Origin of the sequence: Nonomuraea helvata (assembly GCF_039535785.1) — a bacterium.
GTDB lineage: Bacteria > Actinomycetota > Actinomycetes > Streptosporangiales > Streptosporangiaceae > Nonomuraea > Nonomuraea helvata.
Genome location: NZ_BAAAXV010000012.1, coordinates 106,453 through 122,466 on the forward strand (window position 1 = coordinate 106,453; position 16,014 = coordinate 122,466).

Below are 16,014 nucleotides of genomic sequence, written 5' to 3' on the forward strand. Positions count from 1 at the left end.
TGTGTCCGCCCCCGGGGCTCGATCATTTGACCTGGTGAAGGGGCACGAAGTGGAGACGAGCGGATATACCACCGCCGGGGGCATCGGGGTCGAGCGCGAGGCGCGCGAGGTGGACGAGGCCGCGCTGGAAGAGATCGTGACCGCGCTCGGGACCAGGCGCGGCGGCGCGTTCTCCTCGGGCATGGACTACCCGGGCCGCTACAGCCGATGGGCCTTCGGCTACGTCGACCCCTGCATCGAGCTGGTTGCCAAGGGCCGCGTCATCTCGGCGACCGCGCTCAACGACCGCGGCAGGGTCGTGCTGCCCGCCGTCGCCTCCTGCCTGCTGGCCGCGGGCAAGCCGGTCTCCGAGCCCACGCCCGGCCACGTCGCGGTGCACGTACCGGAATCCGAGGATCTGCTGCCGGAGGAGCAGCGCAGCCGCCGGCCCACCGTGTTCACCGCGATCCGCGAGGTCATCGCCGCCTTCAAGGGCGACGACCCGCACCTCGGCCTGTACGGCGCGTTCGGCTACGACCTGGCCTTCCAGTTCGAGCCCATCAGGCAGGAGCTCGTCCGCCCCGACGACCAGCGCGACCTCGTCCTCCACCTGCCCGACCGGCTCGTCGTGATCGACCGGCAGCGCGAGACCAGCGTCGAATACCGCTACGAGTTCACCGTCGACGGCGCCACCACCCGCGGCCTCGAGCGCACCGGCGCCACCGCTGAGCCCGTGATCCCGCGCGAGCTGCCCAAGGACCCGGAGAAGGGCGAATACGCCAAGGTCGTGGCCGCCGCGAAGGAGCGGTTCAAGCGCGGCGACCTGTTCGAGGTCGTGCCCGGCCAGGTCTTCCACGCCGTCTGCGCCGACCCGTCCGCCTTCTACCGCGGCCTTCGGCACAGCAATCCCGCGCCGTACGAGTTCATCATCAGCCTCGGCGAGGGCGAGCACCTGGTCGGCGCCTCGCCCGAGATGTACGTCAGGGTCAGCGGCGACCGCGTGGAGACCTGCCCCATCTCCGGCACCATTGCCCGCGGCAGCAACCCGGTCGAGGACGCCGAGGCCATCCGCACCCTCCTGTCCAGCGTCAAGGAGGAGTCGGAGCTGACCATGTGCACCGACGTCGACCGCAACGACAAGTCGCGCATCTGCGTCCCGGGCACCGTCAAGGTCATCGGCCGCCGCCAGATCGAGCTCTACTCCCGGCTGATCCACACGGTGGACCACATCGAGGGGCGGCTGCGCCCCGAGTTCGACGCGCTCGACGCGTTCCTCACCCACATGTGGGCCGTCACGGTGACCGGCGCGCCCAAGACGTGGGCCATGCAGTTCATCGAGGACCACGAGGCCACCACCCGCAGGTGGTACGGCGGCGCCATCGGCTTCATCGGCTTCGACGGCTCCATGAACACCGGACTGACCCTGCGTACCGCACAGGTCAAGCACGGCGTGGCGACCGTGCGGGCCGGGGCCACCCTGCTGTTCGACTCCGACCCCGAGTCGGAGGAGCGCGAGACCGAGCTCAAGGCCAGCGCCCTGCTCGGCGCCCTGGCCGCGGTCAACCGGCCGGACTCCGTGCCGGCGCCCGAGGTCAGGCCGCAGCCGGGCCAGGGCATGAAGGTGCTGCTCGTCGACCACGAGGACTCCTTCGTCAACACGCTGGCCGACTACTTCCGGCAGGAAGGCGCCGCCGTGGTGACGCTGCGCCACGGCTTCCCCGCCCACATGATCGACGAGATCGCCCCCGACCTGGTGGTGCTCTCGCCCGGGCCCGGCTGGCCCTCCGACTTCGGCATGTCGGCGCTGATCGACCAGATCTACGCCCGTGACCTGCCCGTCTTCGGTGTCTGCCTGGGGCTGCAGGCCATGGTCGAGCAGGCCGGCGGCTCGCTGGAGCTGCTGGACTACCCCGAGCACGGCAAGCGCGGCCAGGTCTCCCGGCTGGGCGACAGCGCGCTGCTGGAGGGGCTGCCCGAGGAGTTCACCGCGGCCCGCTACCACTCGCTGCACGCCAAGCAGCCGGGCGTGGTCGGCTTCACGGCGACCGCGCTCACGCCCGACGGCAACGTCATGGCCATCGAGGACGTCGAGCGGCGGCGCTTCGCCGTGCAGTTCCACCCCGAGTCGATCCTCACGCAGGAGGGCGGCGCGGGCGCGAAGGTCATCGCGAACGTGCTGCGCCTGTGCCGCAGGTGAGCGGTCCCTGGCGTAGGTAAAACCGCCGCGGGGGCATGCGGGGCTCCCCTAGAGTCTCCGCATGCTCCCCGTAGATCTACCCTCCACGGTGCGTGACGCGCTGCTCGCCCCGCTCGTCGACCACCACTGTCACGGGGTGCGGCGGGACGACCTGAGCAGAGCCCGGTTCGAGCTGCTCATCAACGAGGGCGGCAGCCCGGCGCCGCCCGGCACCACCCACTTCGACACGCCGTTCGGCGCGGCCGTGCGCCGCTGGTGCGCCCCGGTGCTCGACCTGGAGCCGCACGCGCCGCCCGCCGTCTACCTTTCCCGCCGTGAGGAGCTGGGCGCGGCCGAGGTCAACCGGCGGCTGCTGGCGGGGGCCGGGGTGGTGGCGTTCCTCGTGGACACCGCCCCCGGGGCGGAGGACATGGAGGTGCTGACGGCCACCGAGATGGGCCGCCACGGCGGGGCCGCCGCCGACGAGCTCGTACGGATCGAGCAGATCGAACGGGACGTGGCCGAGACGGCCCAGCTCGCCGTGGACTACCTGGACGCGCTCGGCGAGGAGCTGGCCGCCAGGGCCGCCAGGGCGGTCGGGCTCAAGACCGTCATCGGCGCGCTGTGCGGCCTCGACTTCGACCCGGCCAGGCCGAGCAGGGGATCGGTGATCGCGGCCGCCAACCGGCGGCTGTCGGACCCGAAGCGGCCGCTGACCGACGAGGTCATGCTGCGCCACCTGCTGTGGAGCGCGGTCGACGTGGCCAGGGAGCGGGGGCTGCCCGTGCAGTTCCACACGGGGTTCGGCGGCTCGGGGCTCGATCTGCACCGCACCGACCCGGGCAGGCTGGGCGAGTTCGCCGGGATGCTGCAGCCGCTCGGCGTGCCGCTCATCCTGCTGCACTGCTACCCGTACCATCGCCAGGCCGCCTATCTTGCCGGCGTCTACCCGCACGTGTACGTGGACGTCGGCCTCACACTCCCGCACACCGCCGCGGCCTCCGCCAGGGTCGTGGACGAGCTGCTCGAGCTGGCCCCCTTCCACAAGCAGCTGTTCGGCTCCGGCTGCCACAGCGTGGCCGAGACGGGCTACCTGGGCGCGCTCTCGTTCCGGCGGGCGCTGGGCGCGTCGCTCGCGTCGCGGCTCGCGTCGGGGGAGTGGAGCCCCGCCGACGCGGCCCGGGTCGCCCACATGATCGGCTCAGGCAACGCCCGCCGCGTCTACCGCTTGTGAACCCCCCTCACGGGCATGATCAGGTGGCCGGCCGCCGCCGACTCGCGCCGAGTGGCCCCGACCTGGTTTGCTTGAGGCCGTCACGACACCCAACCTGAGCGGGGGCTTCATGGGCAACGCCGAACCCGAGACCGAGATCAAGTTCCGCAGCGATGTGGACGTCGAGCTGGTGAAGGCCGCCGCGTCCGACGCCGACGTGCTGTGGGCCGCCCGCGTCTCCACGAAGGGTGAGAGCTCTCTGGCGGAGATCGAAGCCGATCCGCAGCGGTCCAAGGGCCTCATCAACTTCCTGATGCGCGACCGGCACGGCACGCCGTTCGAGCACTCTTCCATGACCTTCTACATCAGCGCGCCGATCTTCGTTTTCCGGGAGTTCATGCGGCACCGCACCTTTTCCTACAACGAGGAGTCCGGAAGATACCGGAAGTTGACGCCGGTTTTCTATGTGCCGGGGCCCGACCGGAAGCTGGTGCAAGAGGGAAAGCCCGGCAAGTATGTGTTCCTGGACGGCACGGCCGAGCAGCACAAGCTGGTGACGGAGGCGACCCAGGAAAGCTGCCGGCAGTCCTACCGGGCCTATCTGGAAATGCTCGAAGCGGGGGTGGCGCGCGAGGTGGCCCGCACCGTCCTGCCCGTGGGCCTCTATTCCTCGATGTACGCCACCTGCAACGCCCGTGCCCTGATGAATTTCCTGTCGCTGCGGGTGAAACGGGAGGACTCCACGTTCCCGTCGTTCCCGCAGCGCGAGATCGAGATGGTCGCCGAGAAGATGGAGGCGCTGTGGGCGGAGCTCATGCCGCTCACCCATGAGGCGTTCGAGGCCAACGGGCGCGTCTGTCCCTGAACCAGGCGCCTGATCGGCTGTCAGGGCAGGCGGGAGGTGGTCTCGCTGATCATCTGGGTGAGGATCTCCGCCGCCGTGGGGTGGGTGTCGAGCAGCTCGTCCAACCGGGCGCGCCAGACACCCGCCTCGGCGTGGACCGCCTCCGCCTCCGCCTGCAACCGCAGCCGCGTCTCGCGCAGCTGCAGCTGGTAGATGTTCCCCAGACCGCGGCCGATCGTGTCGCTGAGCCACCAGTAGGCGTCCGTGTTCGCGGCGCAGACGAAGATCCGCGCGCCTTCCCAGGCCACCCGGCGGGGATGGAGGGCTGCCATGGCCGGATGGTACGCCCGCCCGCTCCGCTTCCACCAGCCGCGGGCATTGAATGTGATTTTTACTCGCATTCACCGACCGAAAAACAGGCACGGAAAATCACCAGACGGCTACGGATAGCTCGCATCGCACCGTATTGGGGAGAAACGGTTGTGGCGGGTCATCGGTGGTGTAAGACTCAATTTCGAGCGCATCGGAGTGCCGGGGAGGGGACCGGGCGCTCAACACCCGGAGCCGTCAAGGAGGTGAACGACACGACCGGAAAGCCTTTCCGGTCCCTAGGTGGGGTTGGTAAATGTCGTTGAATCCGCGCCTGGTAAAAGAGAGTTTCTCCGTCATCGAACCGCAGGCCGACAAGGCCACGGCCTACTTCTACGGCCGGCTGTTCGCCGAAAGCCCGCATTTGCGCGGCATGTTCCCGCCCGCCATGGACGTCCAGCGGGACCGCCTGTTCAGCGCGTTGACACGGATCGTGTGGAGCCTGGACAGCCCGGACAGCCTCGCGGCCTACCTGGGCCAGCTGGGCAGGGACCACCGCAAGTACGGCGTGCTCGCCGAGCACTACACCGCCGTCGGCAACGCGCTGCTCGCCACCGTCCGCCGCTTCGCGGCCGACGTCTGGAACCACGAGATCGAGGCCGCCTGGGTGGCGGCGTACACGGCGGCCGCGGATCTCATGATCGAGGCGGCCGGGTCGGACTCGGGAGCCGCGCCCGCCTGGTGGCTGGCCGACGTGATCGACCACGAGCAGCGCCATCACGACATCGCGGTCCTCACGCTGCGGCCCACGGAGCAGCTGCCGTTCACACCGGGGCAGTACGTCACCGTGCAGACCGCGCGCTGGCCCCGCGTCTGGCGGACCTTCTCCATCGCGAACGCGCCGCGCCCCGACAACACGATCAGGCTGCACGTCCGCTCGGTCCCCGGCGGCTGGGTCTCCACCACGCTCGCCAGGCACACCCGCATCGGGGACACGCTCATGCTGGGCCCGCCGATGGGCACGATGGCCCCGTGCGACCACAGCACCCGTGACGTGCTCTGCGTGGCGGGCGGCACCGGGCTGGCACCGCTGAAGGCGATCATCGAGCACATCATCGCCTCGGGCCGCCGCCCCAACATCCACCTGCTGTACGGCGCGCGCACGTCCGAGGAGCTGTACGACCTGCCGGACCTGATCAGGATGGAGTCGTCGTTCCCCTGGCTGCGGGTGCTGCCCGTGGTGTCGGACGAGCCCTCGTACGATGGGATGCGCGGCCACCTGCCCGAGGTCACGCAGCGCTTCCACTCCTGGGCCGAGCACGACGTGTACGTGTGCGGCCCGACCTCCATGGTCAACGAGACGGTCCGCCGCCTCCAGATCGACGGCGTGCCCCTGTCGCGCATCCACCGGGACGTCATCCAGGCCGAACGCTGACAGATCTTGACAGGTCGGGTCGAAAGGTGCGAGGTAGGGGGTGACACGCCAACGTGGAGGTGGACTGTGCCATCCCCCGCCAGGCGCCGAGGAATCGGCGGGCTGCTGATCATCATGCTCCTCCTGACCCCCGTCCCGGCCCTGGCGGCCGAGACCGTCCCGCTGACGGAGCTCGGAGCCGACTCGTACGCGAACGCCACCAGCCAGCACGGCACCCAGGCCGGCCCCGACACCTTCCAGACAGGCACGACCGTCGTGGCCGCGCAGCAGGCGGGCCGCTTCTTCGACGGAGGGGCATCCGGCATCGCGTTCGCCACCTCCAGCGACAACGGCGCCACGTGGACCAAGGGCGTCCTGCCGGGGATCACCACGTTCGGCGGCGGGCCCTTCAACCGGGTGAGCGACCCCTCGGTGGCCTTCGACGCCAGGCACGGCGTCTGGCTGGTCTCCTCGCTGGCGCTCACCGACACGGGCGGGATCGTCGGGGCGGCCGTGGTCACCAGTCGCTCCACCGACGGCGGCCTGACCTGGGCAGAGCCGGTCACGACCGCCGTCGCGGGCGGGGGCGACCTGGACAAGAGCTGGACCGCCTGCGACAACGCCCCGCGCAGCCCCTTCTACGGCCGCTGCTACACGGTCTACGACGACGCCGCCGCGGGCAACGCGATCAAGGTGTCCCGCTCCTCCGACGGCGGCCTGACCTGGCAGGAGACCACCACGTCCGCGACCGGCCTCGGCGCGCAGCCGGTGGTGCGGCCCGACGGCGCCGTCGTGGTGGCGTACCTGAGCAGGGAGCAGCAGATCCGCTCCATGCGCTCCGGCGACGGCGGCACGAGCTGGGACGCCGACGTGCTCGTCGCGACCGTGCGGCGGCACCTGGTCGCCGGCGGCCTGCGGGCCTTACCGCTGCCGTCGGCGGAGAGCGACGCGCGCGGCACCGTGTACGTGGCCTGGCACGACTGCCGCTTCCAGATGAGCTGCGGCGGCAACGACATCGTCATGAGCACCTCGGCCACCGGCGAGGAGTGGGGCCACGTCACGCGCGTCACGGACGACGGCGGCGACCACTTCATCCCCGGCCTCGGCGTCGACCGCGACAGCTCGGGCGGCGCCGCCCGGCTGGCACTCGCCTACTACCGCTACCCCGCCGCCGACTGCACGGCCGCCACGTGCCGGCTGACGGTCGGCTACACCACCTCGGGCAACGGCGGCGGGAGCTGGTCGCGCCCCGCCGAGCTGCAGGGACCGATGGACCTCGGCTGGTTCGCCAACAGCGCGCACGGCCGCATGGCGGGCGACTACCTGTCCACCTCGGTCATCCCCGGGGGCAACGCCTACGTGGCCTTCACGGCCGCGGCCGCCCCTTCGGGAGGCGCGTACGACGTGCGCACCTACACCGTCACGGGCGGCCTGCCGATCACCGGCGGCGGCCGCGCCACGCTCGCGATCGAGGCACCCGTCGCGGCGGGCGAGGCGGCGCCCGACCTGCCCGCCACGGCCCGCTGACCCCTCCCGGAAGGGCCCAGCCGAGCTACCCGGTCTGGAACGCGGCCGCCGTCTCCTCGTCGTTCGGCCAGAACGTCTCGATGGCCAGTTCGGAGACCGTCACGTCCACCGGCGTGCCGAACGTCGCGATCGTGGTGAACATCGACAGCACCCGGTCACCGGCCGCGATCCGCAGCGGGACCAGGATGTCCGCGGGGCCGGGCACGTGCGCCACGTTCAGGTCCACGCCCTCGTACGTGTACGAGGCCAGCTCGTCGTGCAGCTCGGCCAGCCGCCCGTCGCCGGACACCTCGGCCTGCCTGCGCAGCTGGTGCAGCAGGTGGGCCCGGACCTCGGCCAGGTTCAGCAGCCGGCCGCCCATCGCCTGCGGGTGCAGCGACAGCCGCATCACGTTGATCGGCTCCTTCAGCAGCTCCTCCGGCACCCCCTCCATGAACATCGAGGCCGCCGAGTTGGCCGCCACCAGGTTCCACGCCGCGTCCACCACGACCGCCGGGTACGGCTCGTGCCCCGCCAGGATCTTGTCCAGCGCCTGGCGCACCAGCCCGAACTCGGGGGCGCGTACCTCTCTTTCTGGATAGATCGGCGCGAACCCGGCAGACACCAGCAGCCTGTTGCGGTGCCGCAGCGGCACCTCCAGCTCCTCGGCCAGTTTGATCACCATCTCGCGGCTCGGCCGGGCGCGCCCGGTCTCCAGGAAGCTGATGTGGCGGGCCGAAACGTCGGCCTCGATGGCCAGGTCCAGCTGGCTCACCCGCCGGCGCTGCCGCCAGGAACGCAACAGATCACCAAAAGACTCTTCATATATGGCTACGGCTCCCATATCCGGCACGCTATCGCCTGGAGGGAAGCGTCTCGATTACCTCCCAGGTAATGCGGCTCCTGTGGGAGGAAAACTCCCAGTCCTCAGAACCTGTCGGTCTGGCGTGGCACGATGGCCGCACGACGACAAGGAGCCTAGCCATGAGTGACGCAGTCCTCGCGATCGGCACCCGTAAGGGCCTGTTCCTCGCCCGCTCGACCGGCGGCGGCCCGTTCGAGATCGAGCCGATCCAGTTCTCCACGGTCGCGGTGCCCTCGGTGGCGATCGACACCCGCGGCGCCACACCCCGGCTCCTGGCCGGCATCGAATACGGTCATTTCGGTCCATCCGCCGTCTATTCGGACGACCTCGGGAAGACGTGGGGCGAGGCCGAGCAGCCGCCCATCGCCTTCCCTGAGAAGACGGAGACGACCCTGACCAAGGTGTGGCAGCTCGCGGCCTCGCCGTCCGAGCCCGGCGTGGTGTGGGCGGGCGTCGAGCCGGGCGCGCTGTTCCGCTCCGAGGACGGCGGCATCACCTACCAGCTGGTCGAGGGGCTGTGGGAGCACCCGCACCGGCCGCAGTGGCAGCCGGGCGGCGGCGGCCTGTGCCTGCACACGATCGTCCTGCACCCGAGCGACCCCCGGCGCATCGGCGTCGCGATCTCCACCGGCGGCTTCTACCGCTCCACCGACGGCGGCCTGTCGTGGGAGGCCGCCAACAAGAACATCCGGGCCCCGTTCATGCCGGAGGGGCAGCAGTACCCGGAGTTCGGGCAGTGCGTGCACAAGGTCACCATGGACCCGGCCCGGCCGGAGCGGCTCTACCTGCAGCACCACTTCGGCGTCTACCGCAGCGACGACTTCGGCGGGAGCTGGCACGACATCGGCTCGGAGCTGCCGTCGGACTTCGGTTTCCCGATCGCGGCGCACCCGTCTCGGTCCGGCACGGTCTTCGTGCTGCCGCTGACGGCCGACATGGACCGCACCCCGGTCGATCACCGCTACCGCGTCTTCCGCAGCGACGACGCGGGCGAGACGTGGCGGCCGTTCGGCGAGGGGCTGCCCGAGGGGCCCGTGCACGGCAGCGTGCTGCGTGACGCGATGACCGCGTCGGAGGCCGGGCTGTTCTTCGGCACGCGCGACGGCGAGGTCTACTGCTCCCGCGACGACGGCGAGACCTGGTCGCTGGTCGGCCGCCACCTGCCCGACGTGCTCACGGTGCGCGCGGCGGTGCTCTAGATGATGGTGACGATGGTGGTCTTCGTGCTCCCGGTCATGCTGCGGCGGTGGGTGAGCGGGCGAGCGGAGGTCAAGGTCTTCGCCGTCGCCGCCGAGCGCGGCTCCGCGCCCACCCTGGGGTCCGCGCTCGACATGCTCCGGCGTACGCACCCGCTGCTGGAGGAGCGGCTGCGCGACGAGTACGGGCGCATCCGCAGGCACATCAGCATGATCGTGTGCGGCGAGAACGCCACGGGGTTCGGCGACCTCGACTGCGCCCTGCCCCCGGGCGCCGAGGTCTACGTCACGCCCGCGCTGGCCTGAGCCCCGCCGCATCTCGTGCGGGCTTGTCGACGACCTGCCACTCCGGCACAGCGCCATCGGGGGCCAGGTCGCCGATGCCGCATGCCCTGACGCCGTGCCGCCTGAAGGCCCTGGAACGACGGCGGCACATCACCCCGCGGGGACAGAAGTAGTAGATCTTTGGGAGAGGTGACATATCGGAAAGAGTCTGCGCCATGATGGGGCATGTGGCCGTCACCTCGACAGGCTGATGGCGGCACGGCTCCCATGCCCCCAGGAGATCGCATGTCCCGACCGCTGATCGGAATCACCTCCTACTTCGAGGCCGCCCGCTGGAGTGACTACGTGCGCGAGGCCGTGCTGTCGCCTCCCTCCTACGCCAGGGCGGTCGGACGGGCCGGGGGCGCGCCCGTGATGCTGCCGCCGATCGCCACGCCCGCCGTCGACGACTACGTACGCGGCCTCCAGGGCATCGTGCTGGCCGGGGGCGCGGAGCTCGGCGCGGACACCTACGGCGGCGAGCACGACGAGCGCGTCGCCGAGCCGCAGCAGCACCGCGACCGGTTCGAGCTGGCCCTGGTCAGGGCCGCCGTCCGGGCCGACGTGCCCATCCTGGCCATCGCCAGGGGCATGCACGTGCTCAACGTCGCCCAGGGCGGCACGCTGATCCCCTGGCTGCCCGAGGTGCTCGACAACGACCGCCACGGCGAGCCGGGCGCCGGCCACACGATCCAGGTCAGCGTCTCCAGCAAGCTCGGCAAGGCCGTCGGCGACCGGGTCGAGGTCTCCGCGCCCCACCAGCAGTCCGTACGCCGCCTCGGCAGCGGCCTGCTGGCCGTGGCCTGGGCCGAGGACCAGATCGTCGAGGGCATCGAGCTGCAGGGCCACCGGTTCGGCGTGGGCGTCCAGTGGCACCCCGAACGCGACGGCGACGGCCGGCTCTTCGATGCGTTCATCGAGGCAGCCCGATAGGGTGCGATCATGCCGCTGCACCCCCAGGCCCGGGAGTACCTCGCCCGCTACGCGTCGGATCCGGACACCGATCCGGCCCCGCTCGACCTGGCCGGCATCCAGGAGCTGCGCGCACAGGACGGCCTGGCCGCCCACCGGGGGCCGCTGACGAAACTGCCGTTCGTCCGGGACGAGCTGGCCGAGGGCGTGCCCATCCGGATCTACCGCGCCGACCCGGGCGACGGCCTGCTGCCGGTCGTGGTCTACTTCCACGGCGGCGGCTGGGTCTTCGGCAGCGTCAAGCGCAACGACGCGGCCGGGCGCGACCTGGCCATCCGCACCGGCGCCGTGGTGGTCTCCGTCGACTACCGGCTGGCGCCGGAGCATCCGTTCCCGGCCGCCGCCGAGGACGCCTGGACGGTGGTGCGCGACATCTTCGCCCGCCCCGCCTTCTACCAGAGCAACGGCAGCGTGGCCGTCATCGGCGACAGCGCGGGCGGCAACCTCGCGGCCGTCGCCGCCTGGCAGGCCCGCGACGCCGGGCTGACCATCGCCCACCAGGCGCTCGTCTATCCCATCCTCGACGTGGGCATGGACACGCCGAGCTACCGCGAGTTCGCCAGGGGGTTCGGGCTGGACGCCGAGGAGATGGCGTGGTTCGTCCAGCAGTACGCGCCGGGCGCCGACCCGGAGGACCCGCGGCTGTCGCCGCTGCGCCTGCCCGACGCCACCGGCCTCGCGCCCGCGACGGTCGTGACCGCCGAGTGCGACGTGCTCAGGGACGAGGGGGAGCGGTACGCGCTCCTCCTGACGGACGCGGGCGTGCCGGCCGAGCTGCGCAGGTTCGACGGCGCGGTGCACGGCTTCTTCGGCGTGCCGGGCCTGTTCGACCAGGCGCTCGAGGCCCGCGAATATGTCGCCGAGCGGCTGCGGGAGTCGTTCTGACGCTGGGGGAGCCCTTTTGACGTACACCAAGCTCAAGATCGACACTCCGGCCGACGGCGTGCTGCGGGTCACGATCAGCGAGCCGTCCAGGGTATGAACTTTGCCAACGCTCGCTACGTGAACCTGTAGTTGCCCGAAGAGCTGTTATTGGCTTGCTGGGGCCGATCGACTGCGACCTAAGGTAATCAGATGGTAATGTTCAGTCACAGCCGGGTGCCTGACTGGCGCCCGGTCCCCGCCCCCATTGGTGTCCGCACCAACGGGACAGCGTCCGGCGGGGCGGTGGCCCAAGAGCCGCACTCCCTCCAGGAATGCGGAGTCAGGCCCCGACAACGCGGTTCTCAGCCACGGTCCGCCCGGCTCGCCGGACGGACGCGGCATCAGCTTCCACCGGATCGCTTCCCGGCCTCGGTCGGCAAGCGACGAGGCTACGCTGATGTCCGTTTTACTCAAGGTAAACACAGGGAGTCGAAGACGCTGACCAAATACTCGCTCAACAACTGGCTGCGCCTGGCCGGGCCGGCCTTCGACGCCTCCCTGGCCATGGAGTTCCTCGGATTCACCGGACCGGACGTGGCCGAGGGCGTGCGCGCGCTGCGGGAGAAGCGGCCCCCGTCGTTCGGCTGAGTCGTTCGGCTGAATCGGGGGTGTGCTTCCCCCGGGCTCGGGTAGCGGGGGGAGGACGGGGCGGCCTGTGGTCGCGCGGATGTCGAGGGCCTGTTCACCGAGGCCGAGAACGTTGCTCCGGGGACGAGGCGGAGACTCACCCCGGCCCGCGCGCACCATGGCCGCCTCCCCTAACCTTAAGTCCGCGGCCTGCGCGCATGGAAGACGAAGGCCGGGGGAGCGTTGCGCCACACCGTACGTCCCGGCACGACCTCCTCGAACCGCTCGGCCAGCAGTGCGCGGAAACGCCGGGCCGAGCTCAGCGGGATGGCGTGAATGTAGGAGAACGTCGTGAACGCCGCCCCCGGGCTCATCGCCGACGTCACCGCGTCCAGCAGCGAGTGCTGCAACCTCTGCGGGAACGCCGCCCACGGCAGCCCGCTCACCACCACGTCCGCCTGCAGCAGCCCGCGCTCGTCCAGCAGCTCGCCCAGCCGGGCCGCGTCGGCGTGCACCACGTCCACGGCCGGGAAGCGGGCCGCCAGCAGCCGCGCCATCGGCTCGTTGACCTCCACGGCCAGGTGGTGGCCGCGCCCGCCCAGCCGCTGCTGGATCTCCGCCGTGAACGGGCCCGTGCCGGGGCCGAGCTCCACCACCGTAGGCTCGCCGCGCTCGGGGATGGGCGCGCAGACGGCCGAGGCGAGCCGCCGCGAGCTGGGCGCGACCGCCCCGATCGTGGCTGGGGTGCGGAGAAACTGGCCGAGGAAAAGTGCGGTGTCGTGGGACATGTCCGGAAAGTTAGGGCCGGTATCGCCCCCGGGCGCTCCCTCATCGGGGCGGACCTCCGGCCAGATGGAGGAGGCGGGGTCCTCCGCGCGGAGGATCAGGTCGCGGGCCTGGACGGATACCGTGAGGGACATGCGTTGGCGTGGTTTGCCGCTAGATGTCCTGCTTGCGGCCTCGGGCGTGGGCCTGGATCTGTTGACGACGGCACATGCCGGCGACACCGAGTACCTGCCCGCCGAGATGAACATCCCGATGGCGCTCCTGGTGGGCCTGCCCATGGGGTTCGTCCGGCGCCGGCCGGTGCCGGTCACCCTCTACCTGGCCGGGTTCCTGATCCTGACCGACCAGCTCGGCTCGTTCACCGCCAACACGGCGCAGATGCTCGTCTGCGTGGCGCTCGGGGCGGCGGCCTACCGATCCGGGTGGCGGGCCGTCGCGGTCGCTGCCGCCGCCACGACCGCGGCGACAGCGGTCAACCTGGTGGATCCTGGTAGCGCGCTCACCACGAACGGCTTGGTGTACTCGGTCTTCCTGCCGGCCTTCCCCGTCCTGCTCGGGGCGTACCTGCGCAGCTCGGCGGGGCGGCTGGAGGAGCGGGACGTCACACCGGACGCCCTGCTGGCGGCCGGCGGGGTGGCGATCACCGTGCTCAGCACCTGGACCAGCTGGGACTCGGGCAGCCAGCCCGTCTGGATGGTGGGGCTGCTCGCCGTGGTCGGCGGCCTGTCGCTGGGCGTCGCCAGGCGGCTGCCGGGACTGGTGTTCCTGGCGCAGGGCGTCCTGCTCGTCGTCACCGACACCTACCTGAACGACGCCGTGACCACCTGTGTGATCCTCACGCTGATCGCGATCGGCGTGTTCGCCATGCGGGTGGACTCGTGGGCCTGGACGGTGGTCGCGTACTTCGCGGGCTGCGTGCTGACCGCCATCGCCGTCGTCGGCCCGGACACCGAGATCACCGGGCTCCGCGTCGGGACCCTCATGACACTGGTGGCCACGCCCATCGCGATCGGCCGCTACCTCGGCATGCGCCAGGCCGCCGCCGCCGCCGAGCGGCTGCGCTCCGAGGAGTCCGCCCGGGCGGCCGTCGCCCAGGTACGCGCCGACCAGCTCGCCGAGCGCGAGCGTATCGCCCGCGACGTGCACGACATCGTGGCCCACCACGTGGGGGCGATGGTGCTGCGGGCCTCCGCCGCCCGCTTCACCGCGCCCGACGGCCCCGTCGCCGAGGCTCTCGCCGACATCCGCGAGACGGGCCACCAGGTGCTGCAGGACCTGCGCGACCTGCTCGACCTGATGCGCGACCCCGAACGCCAGCCCGACCTGCTGGCCAACCCCTCCGACGTGGTCCGCGAGTCCGCCGAGCGCATGGCCGCCGCCGGACTCGTCGTGGACCTCGACCTCGACCCCGCCACCGACCAGGCTCCGCTCATCGCCCGGGCCTCCGCCGCCCGCATCGTCCAGGAAGGACTCACCAACGTGCTCAAACACGCCGGCCCCGGCACCCGGGTCCGCGTCACCGTCGCCCCGTCGGAGCAGGGGCTGTCGGTGCAGATCCGCAACGGCCGCCCGCCCAGCGTCGTCGAACGCCTGCCCTCGTCCGGGCGCGGCCTGGCCGGCATGCGCGAACGCGTCCGCACCCTCGGAGGCACCCTCAGCGCCGGGCCGGACGGCGAGGGCGGCTGGCTGCTGGCCGCCAGCCTGCCGTCGAGGAGCGCCGCGTGATCCGGGTGCTGGTGGCCGACGACCAGGCGCTCGTACGGGCGGGCGTGCGGATGCTGCTGCAGGCCGCGGGCGACATGGAGGTCGTGGGCGAGGCGGAGGACGGCGCCGAGGCGGTGCGCCTGGCCGAGCGCCACCTGCCCGACGTGATCCTCATGGACCTGCGCATGCCCAGGGTGGACGGGCTGGAGGCGATCAAGCGCGTGCTCGCCGCCCGGCCGGGCATCCGGATCGTGGTGCTGACGACGTTCGCCGAGGACGCCGACGTCTACGCCGCACTGCGGGCCGGCGCGGTCGGCTTCCTGGTCAAGGACGACGAGCCCGAACGCATGGTGGACGCCGTCCGCCGGGCGGCCACGGGGGAGCCGCTCCTGGCGCCGTCCGTGCTGCGGCGGGTCGTGGAGCGGTTCCTGTCGGCCGAGGAGCAGGCCGCCGCGCCCCCGCCGGCCGGGCTGACCGAACGCGAGCTCGAGGTGCTCGCCCTGGTCGGCACCGGGCTGTCCAACGCGGAGATCGCCGACGAGCTGCACGTGGGGGTGACGACGGTCAAGACCCACATCGGGGCCGCCATGGACAAGCTGGGGCTGCGCAACCGCATCCAGGCCGCGGTCGTGGCCCACCGCACGGGGCTGGTCGACGCCTCCTTCCGTCCGGTACGCCGGCCGCGCCCGCCCTCCTGAGCGGCGCCCGGGTCCGCCCGGCGGCGGACCCGGGTCATCCCGCAGGCTGACGACCACTCACGATCTCCACCCCGAACATGGGTCCTTCACCTCGCTCCTCTCCAGGAAGGACCTCTGATCACCATGCGGGAAACCATGGTCCAGCCCCCCAAGACGGCCGGACGGACCTCCCCGGGCCTGCTCTACGGCCTGCGCGTCGCCGCCACCGCCCAGGCCGCCGCGCTGCTCGTGGCCGCCTCGTTCGCCGGCCAGGCCGTGGAGTCCGACTCCATGGTCGAGACCCACGTCATGGCCGGCATGGTCGTCCACCTCGTGGCTCTCGTCCAGATCGTCCTGGCCGTCCTCGTCTGGCGCCCCGGGCGCGGGGCGGGCTGGCCCGCGCTGGCCAGCGTCGCGCTGTTCGTCGTGGGGCTCGCCCAGCACTTCACCTGGCTGTGGCTGGGGGCGCACCTGCCCAACGGGGTGCTCCTGTTCGGGCTGATCGTCGCCGTACTCGTCTGGGCATGGTCACCGGCAGCCTCCCGCCGCCGCTAGGGT

At 71.5% G+C, this 16,014-nt stretch carries 16 protein-coding genes; 13 read left to right on the forward strand and 3 right to left on the reverse strand.

All coding sequences use genetic code 11. The annotated features are described in order from the left end of the window. The first annotated feature begins 49 nt into the window (after nucleotides 1-49). The 3 genes from ABD830_RS50550 to thyX all read left to right on the forward strand — a co-directional run bounded on the left by ABD830_RS50550 (nucleotide 50) and on the right by thyX (nucleotide 4,233). A complete protein-coding gene (locus tag ABD830_RS50550; protein ID WP_345003457.1) occupies nucleotides 50-2,176 on the forward strand; it encodes an anthranilate synthase component I in 2,127 nt (708 codons plus the stop codon). A gap of 61 nt (nucleotides 2,177-2,237) precedes the next feature. Next, nucleotides 2,238-3,389, forward strand: a complete 1,152-nt coding sequence (locus ABD830_RS50555) for an amidohydrolase family protein (RefSeq protein ID WP_345002771.1) — start codon at nucleotides 2,238-2,240, stop codon at nucleotides 3,387-3,389. A 109-nt stretch (nucleotides 3,390-3,498) separates the two neighbouring features. Then, nucleotides 3,499-4,233 carry an FAD-dependent thymidylate synthase gene (thyX, locus tag ABD830_RS50560; protein ID WP_345002772.1) on the forward strand — a complete coding sequence of 245 codons (735 nt, stop codon included), beginning with the start codon at nucleotides 3,499-3,501 and terminating at the stop codon, nucleotides 4,231-4,233. A gap of 20 nt (nucleotides 4,234-4,253) precedes the next feature. On the opposite strand, the gene ABD830_RS50565 is transcribed toward thyX, so the two are convergent. Continuing rightward, nucleotides 4,254-4,544, reverse strand: a complete 291-nt coding sequence (locus ABD830_RS50565; RefSeq protein ID WP_345002773.1) for a hypothetical protein — start codon at nucleotides 4,542-4,544, stop codon at nucleotides 4,254-4,256. A gap of 293 nt (nucleotides 4,545-4,837) precedes the next feature. Here ABD830_RS50565 and ABD830_RS50570 point away from each other — a divergent pair, with 293 nt between their 5' ends. Both ABD830_RS50570 and ABD830_RS50575 read left to right on the forward strand, forming a co-directional pair. After that, a complete protein-coding gene (locus ABD830_RS50570) occupies nucleotides 4,838-5,956 on the forward strand; it encodes a globin domain-containing protein (RefSeq protein WP_345002774.1) in 1,119 nt (372 codons plus the stop codon). Between the two features lie 66 nt (nucleotides 5,957-6,022). Next, entirely contained in the window at nucleotides 6,023-7,462 is a 1,440-nt protein-coding gene (locus ABD830_RS50575; RefSeq protein WP_345002775.1) for a sialidase family protein, read from the forward strand. Nucleotides 7,463-7,487: 25 nt separating this feature from the next. On the opposite strand, the gene ABD830_RS50580 is transcribed toward ABD830_RS50575, so the two are convergent. Further along, nucleotides 7,488-8,243, reverse strand: a complete 756-nt coding sequence (locus ABD830_RS50580; RefSeq protein ID WP_345002776.1) for a helix-turn-helix domain-containing protein — start codon at nucleotides 8,241-8,243, stop codon at nucleotides 7,488-7,490. A gap of 182 nt (nucleotides 8,244-8,425) precedes the next feature. On the opposite strand from ABD830_RS50580, the gene ABD830_RS50585 reads away from it, so the two are divergent. The 5 genes from ABD830_RS50585 (at nucleotide 8,426) to ABD830_RS50605 (ending at nucleotide 12,310) form a co-directional block, all read left to right on the forward strand. Further along, the gene (locus tag ABD830_RS50585; RefSeq protein ID WP_345002777.1) at nucleotides 8,426-9,505 is read left to right on the forward strand and encodes a WD40/YVTN/BNR-like repeat-containing protein; all 1,080 of its coding nucleotides are present in this window, start codon (nucleotides 8,426-8,428) and stop codon (nucleotides 9,503-9,505) included. Beyond that, on the forward strand, nucleotides 9,506-9,808 hold the full coding sequence (locus tag ABD830_RS50590; RefSeq protein WP_345002778.1) for a ubiquitin family protein: 303 nt from the start codon (nucleotides 9,506-9,508) through the stop codon (nucleotides 9,806-9,808). 264 nt (nucleotides 9,809-10,072) lie between these two features. Continuing rightward, nucleotides 10,073-10,759, forward strand: coding sequence for a gamma-glutamyl-gamma-aminobutyrate hydrolase family protein (locus ABD830_RS50595; RefSeq protein WP_345002779.1), 687 nt, complete (start codon nucleotides 10,073-10,075; stop codon nucleotides 10,757-10,759). A 9-nt stretch (nucleotides 10,760-10,768) separates the two neighbouring features. Beyond that, entirely contained in the window at nucleotides 10,769-11,683 is a 915-nt protein-coding gene (locus tag ABD830_RS50600; protein ID WP_345002780.1) for an alpha/beta hydrolase, read from the forward strand. 282 nt (nucleotides 11,684-11,965) lie between these two features. Continuing rightward, nucleotides 11,966-12,310 (forward strand): hypothetical protein, encoded by a 345-nt coding sequence (locus tag ABD830_RS50605; protein WP_345002781.1) that lies wholly within the window; start codon nucleotides 11,966-11,968, stop codon nucleotides 12,308-12,310. A 176-nt stretch (nucleotides 12,311-12,486) separates the two neighbouring features. Here ABD830_RS50605 and ABD830_RS50610 read toward each other — a convergent pair whose 3' ends face one another. Continuing rightward, on the reverse strand, nucleotides 12,487-13,077 hold the full coding sequence (locus tag ABD830_RS50610) for a class I SAM-dependent methyltransferase (RefSeq protein WP_345002782.1): 591 nt from the start codon (nucleotides 13,075-13,077) through the stop codon (nucleotides 12,487-12,489). A 130-nt stretch (nucleotides 13,078-13,207) separates the two neighbouring features. Here ABD830_RS50610 and ABD830_RS50615 point away from each other — a divergent pair, with 130 nt between their 5' ends. The 3 genes from ABD830_RS50615 to ABD830_RS50625 all read left to right on the forward strand — a co-directional run bounded on the left by ABD830_RS50615 (nucleotide 13,208) and on the right by ABD830_RS50625 (nucleotide 16,011). Next, complete coding sequence (locus ABD830_RS50615) at nucleotides 13,208-14,800, forward strand: sensor histidine kinase (RefSeq protein ID WP_345002783.1); 1,593 nt, start codon at nucleotides 13,208-13,210, stop codon at nucleotides 14,798-14,800. Further along, nucleotides 14,797-15,477: a response regulator gene (locus tag ABD830_RS50620; RefSeq protein ID WP_345002784.1), complete on the forward strand. Its 681-nt coding sequence runs from the start codon at nucleotides 14,797-14,799 to the stop codon at nucleotides 15,475-15,477. The genes ABD830_RS50615 and ABD830_RS50620 overlap by 4 nt, the downstream gene beginning before the upstream one ends. A 123-nt stretch (nucleotides 15,478-15,600) precedes the next feature. Next, nucleotides 15,601-16,011: a hypothetical protein gene (locus tag ABD830_RS50625; RefSeq protein WP_345002785.1), complete on the forward strand. Its 411-nt coding sequence runs from the start codon at nucleotides 15,601-15,603 to the stop codon at nucleotides 16,009-16,011. Nucleotides 16,012-16,014: the final 3 nt, after the last annotated feature.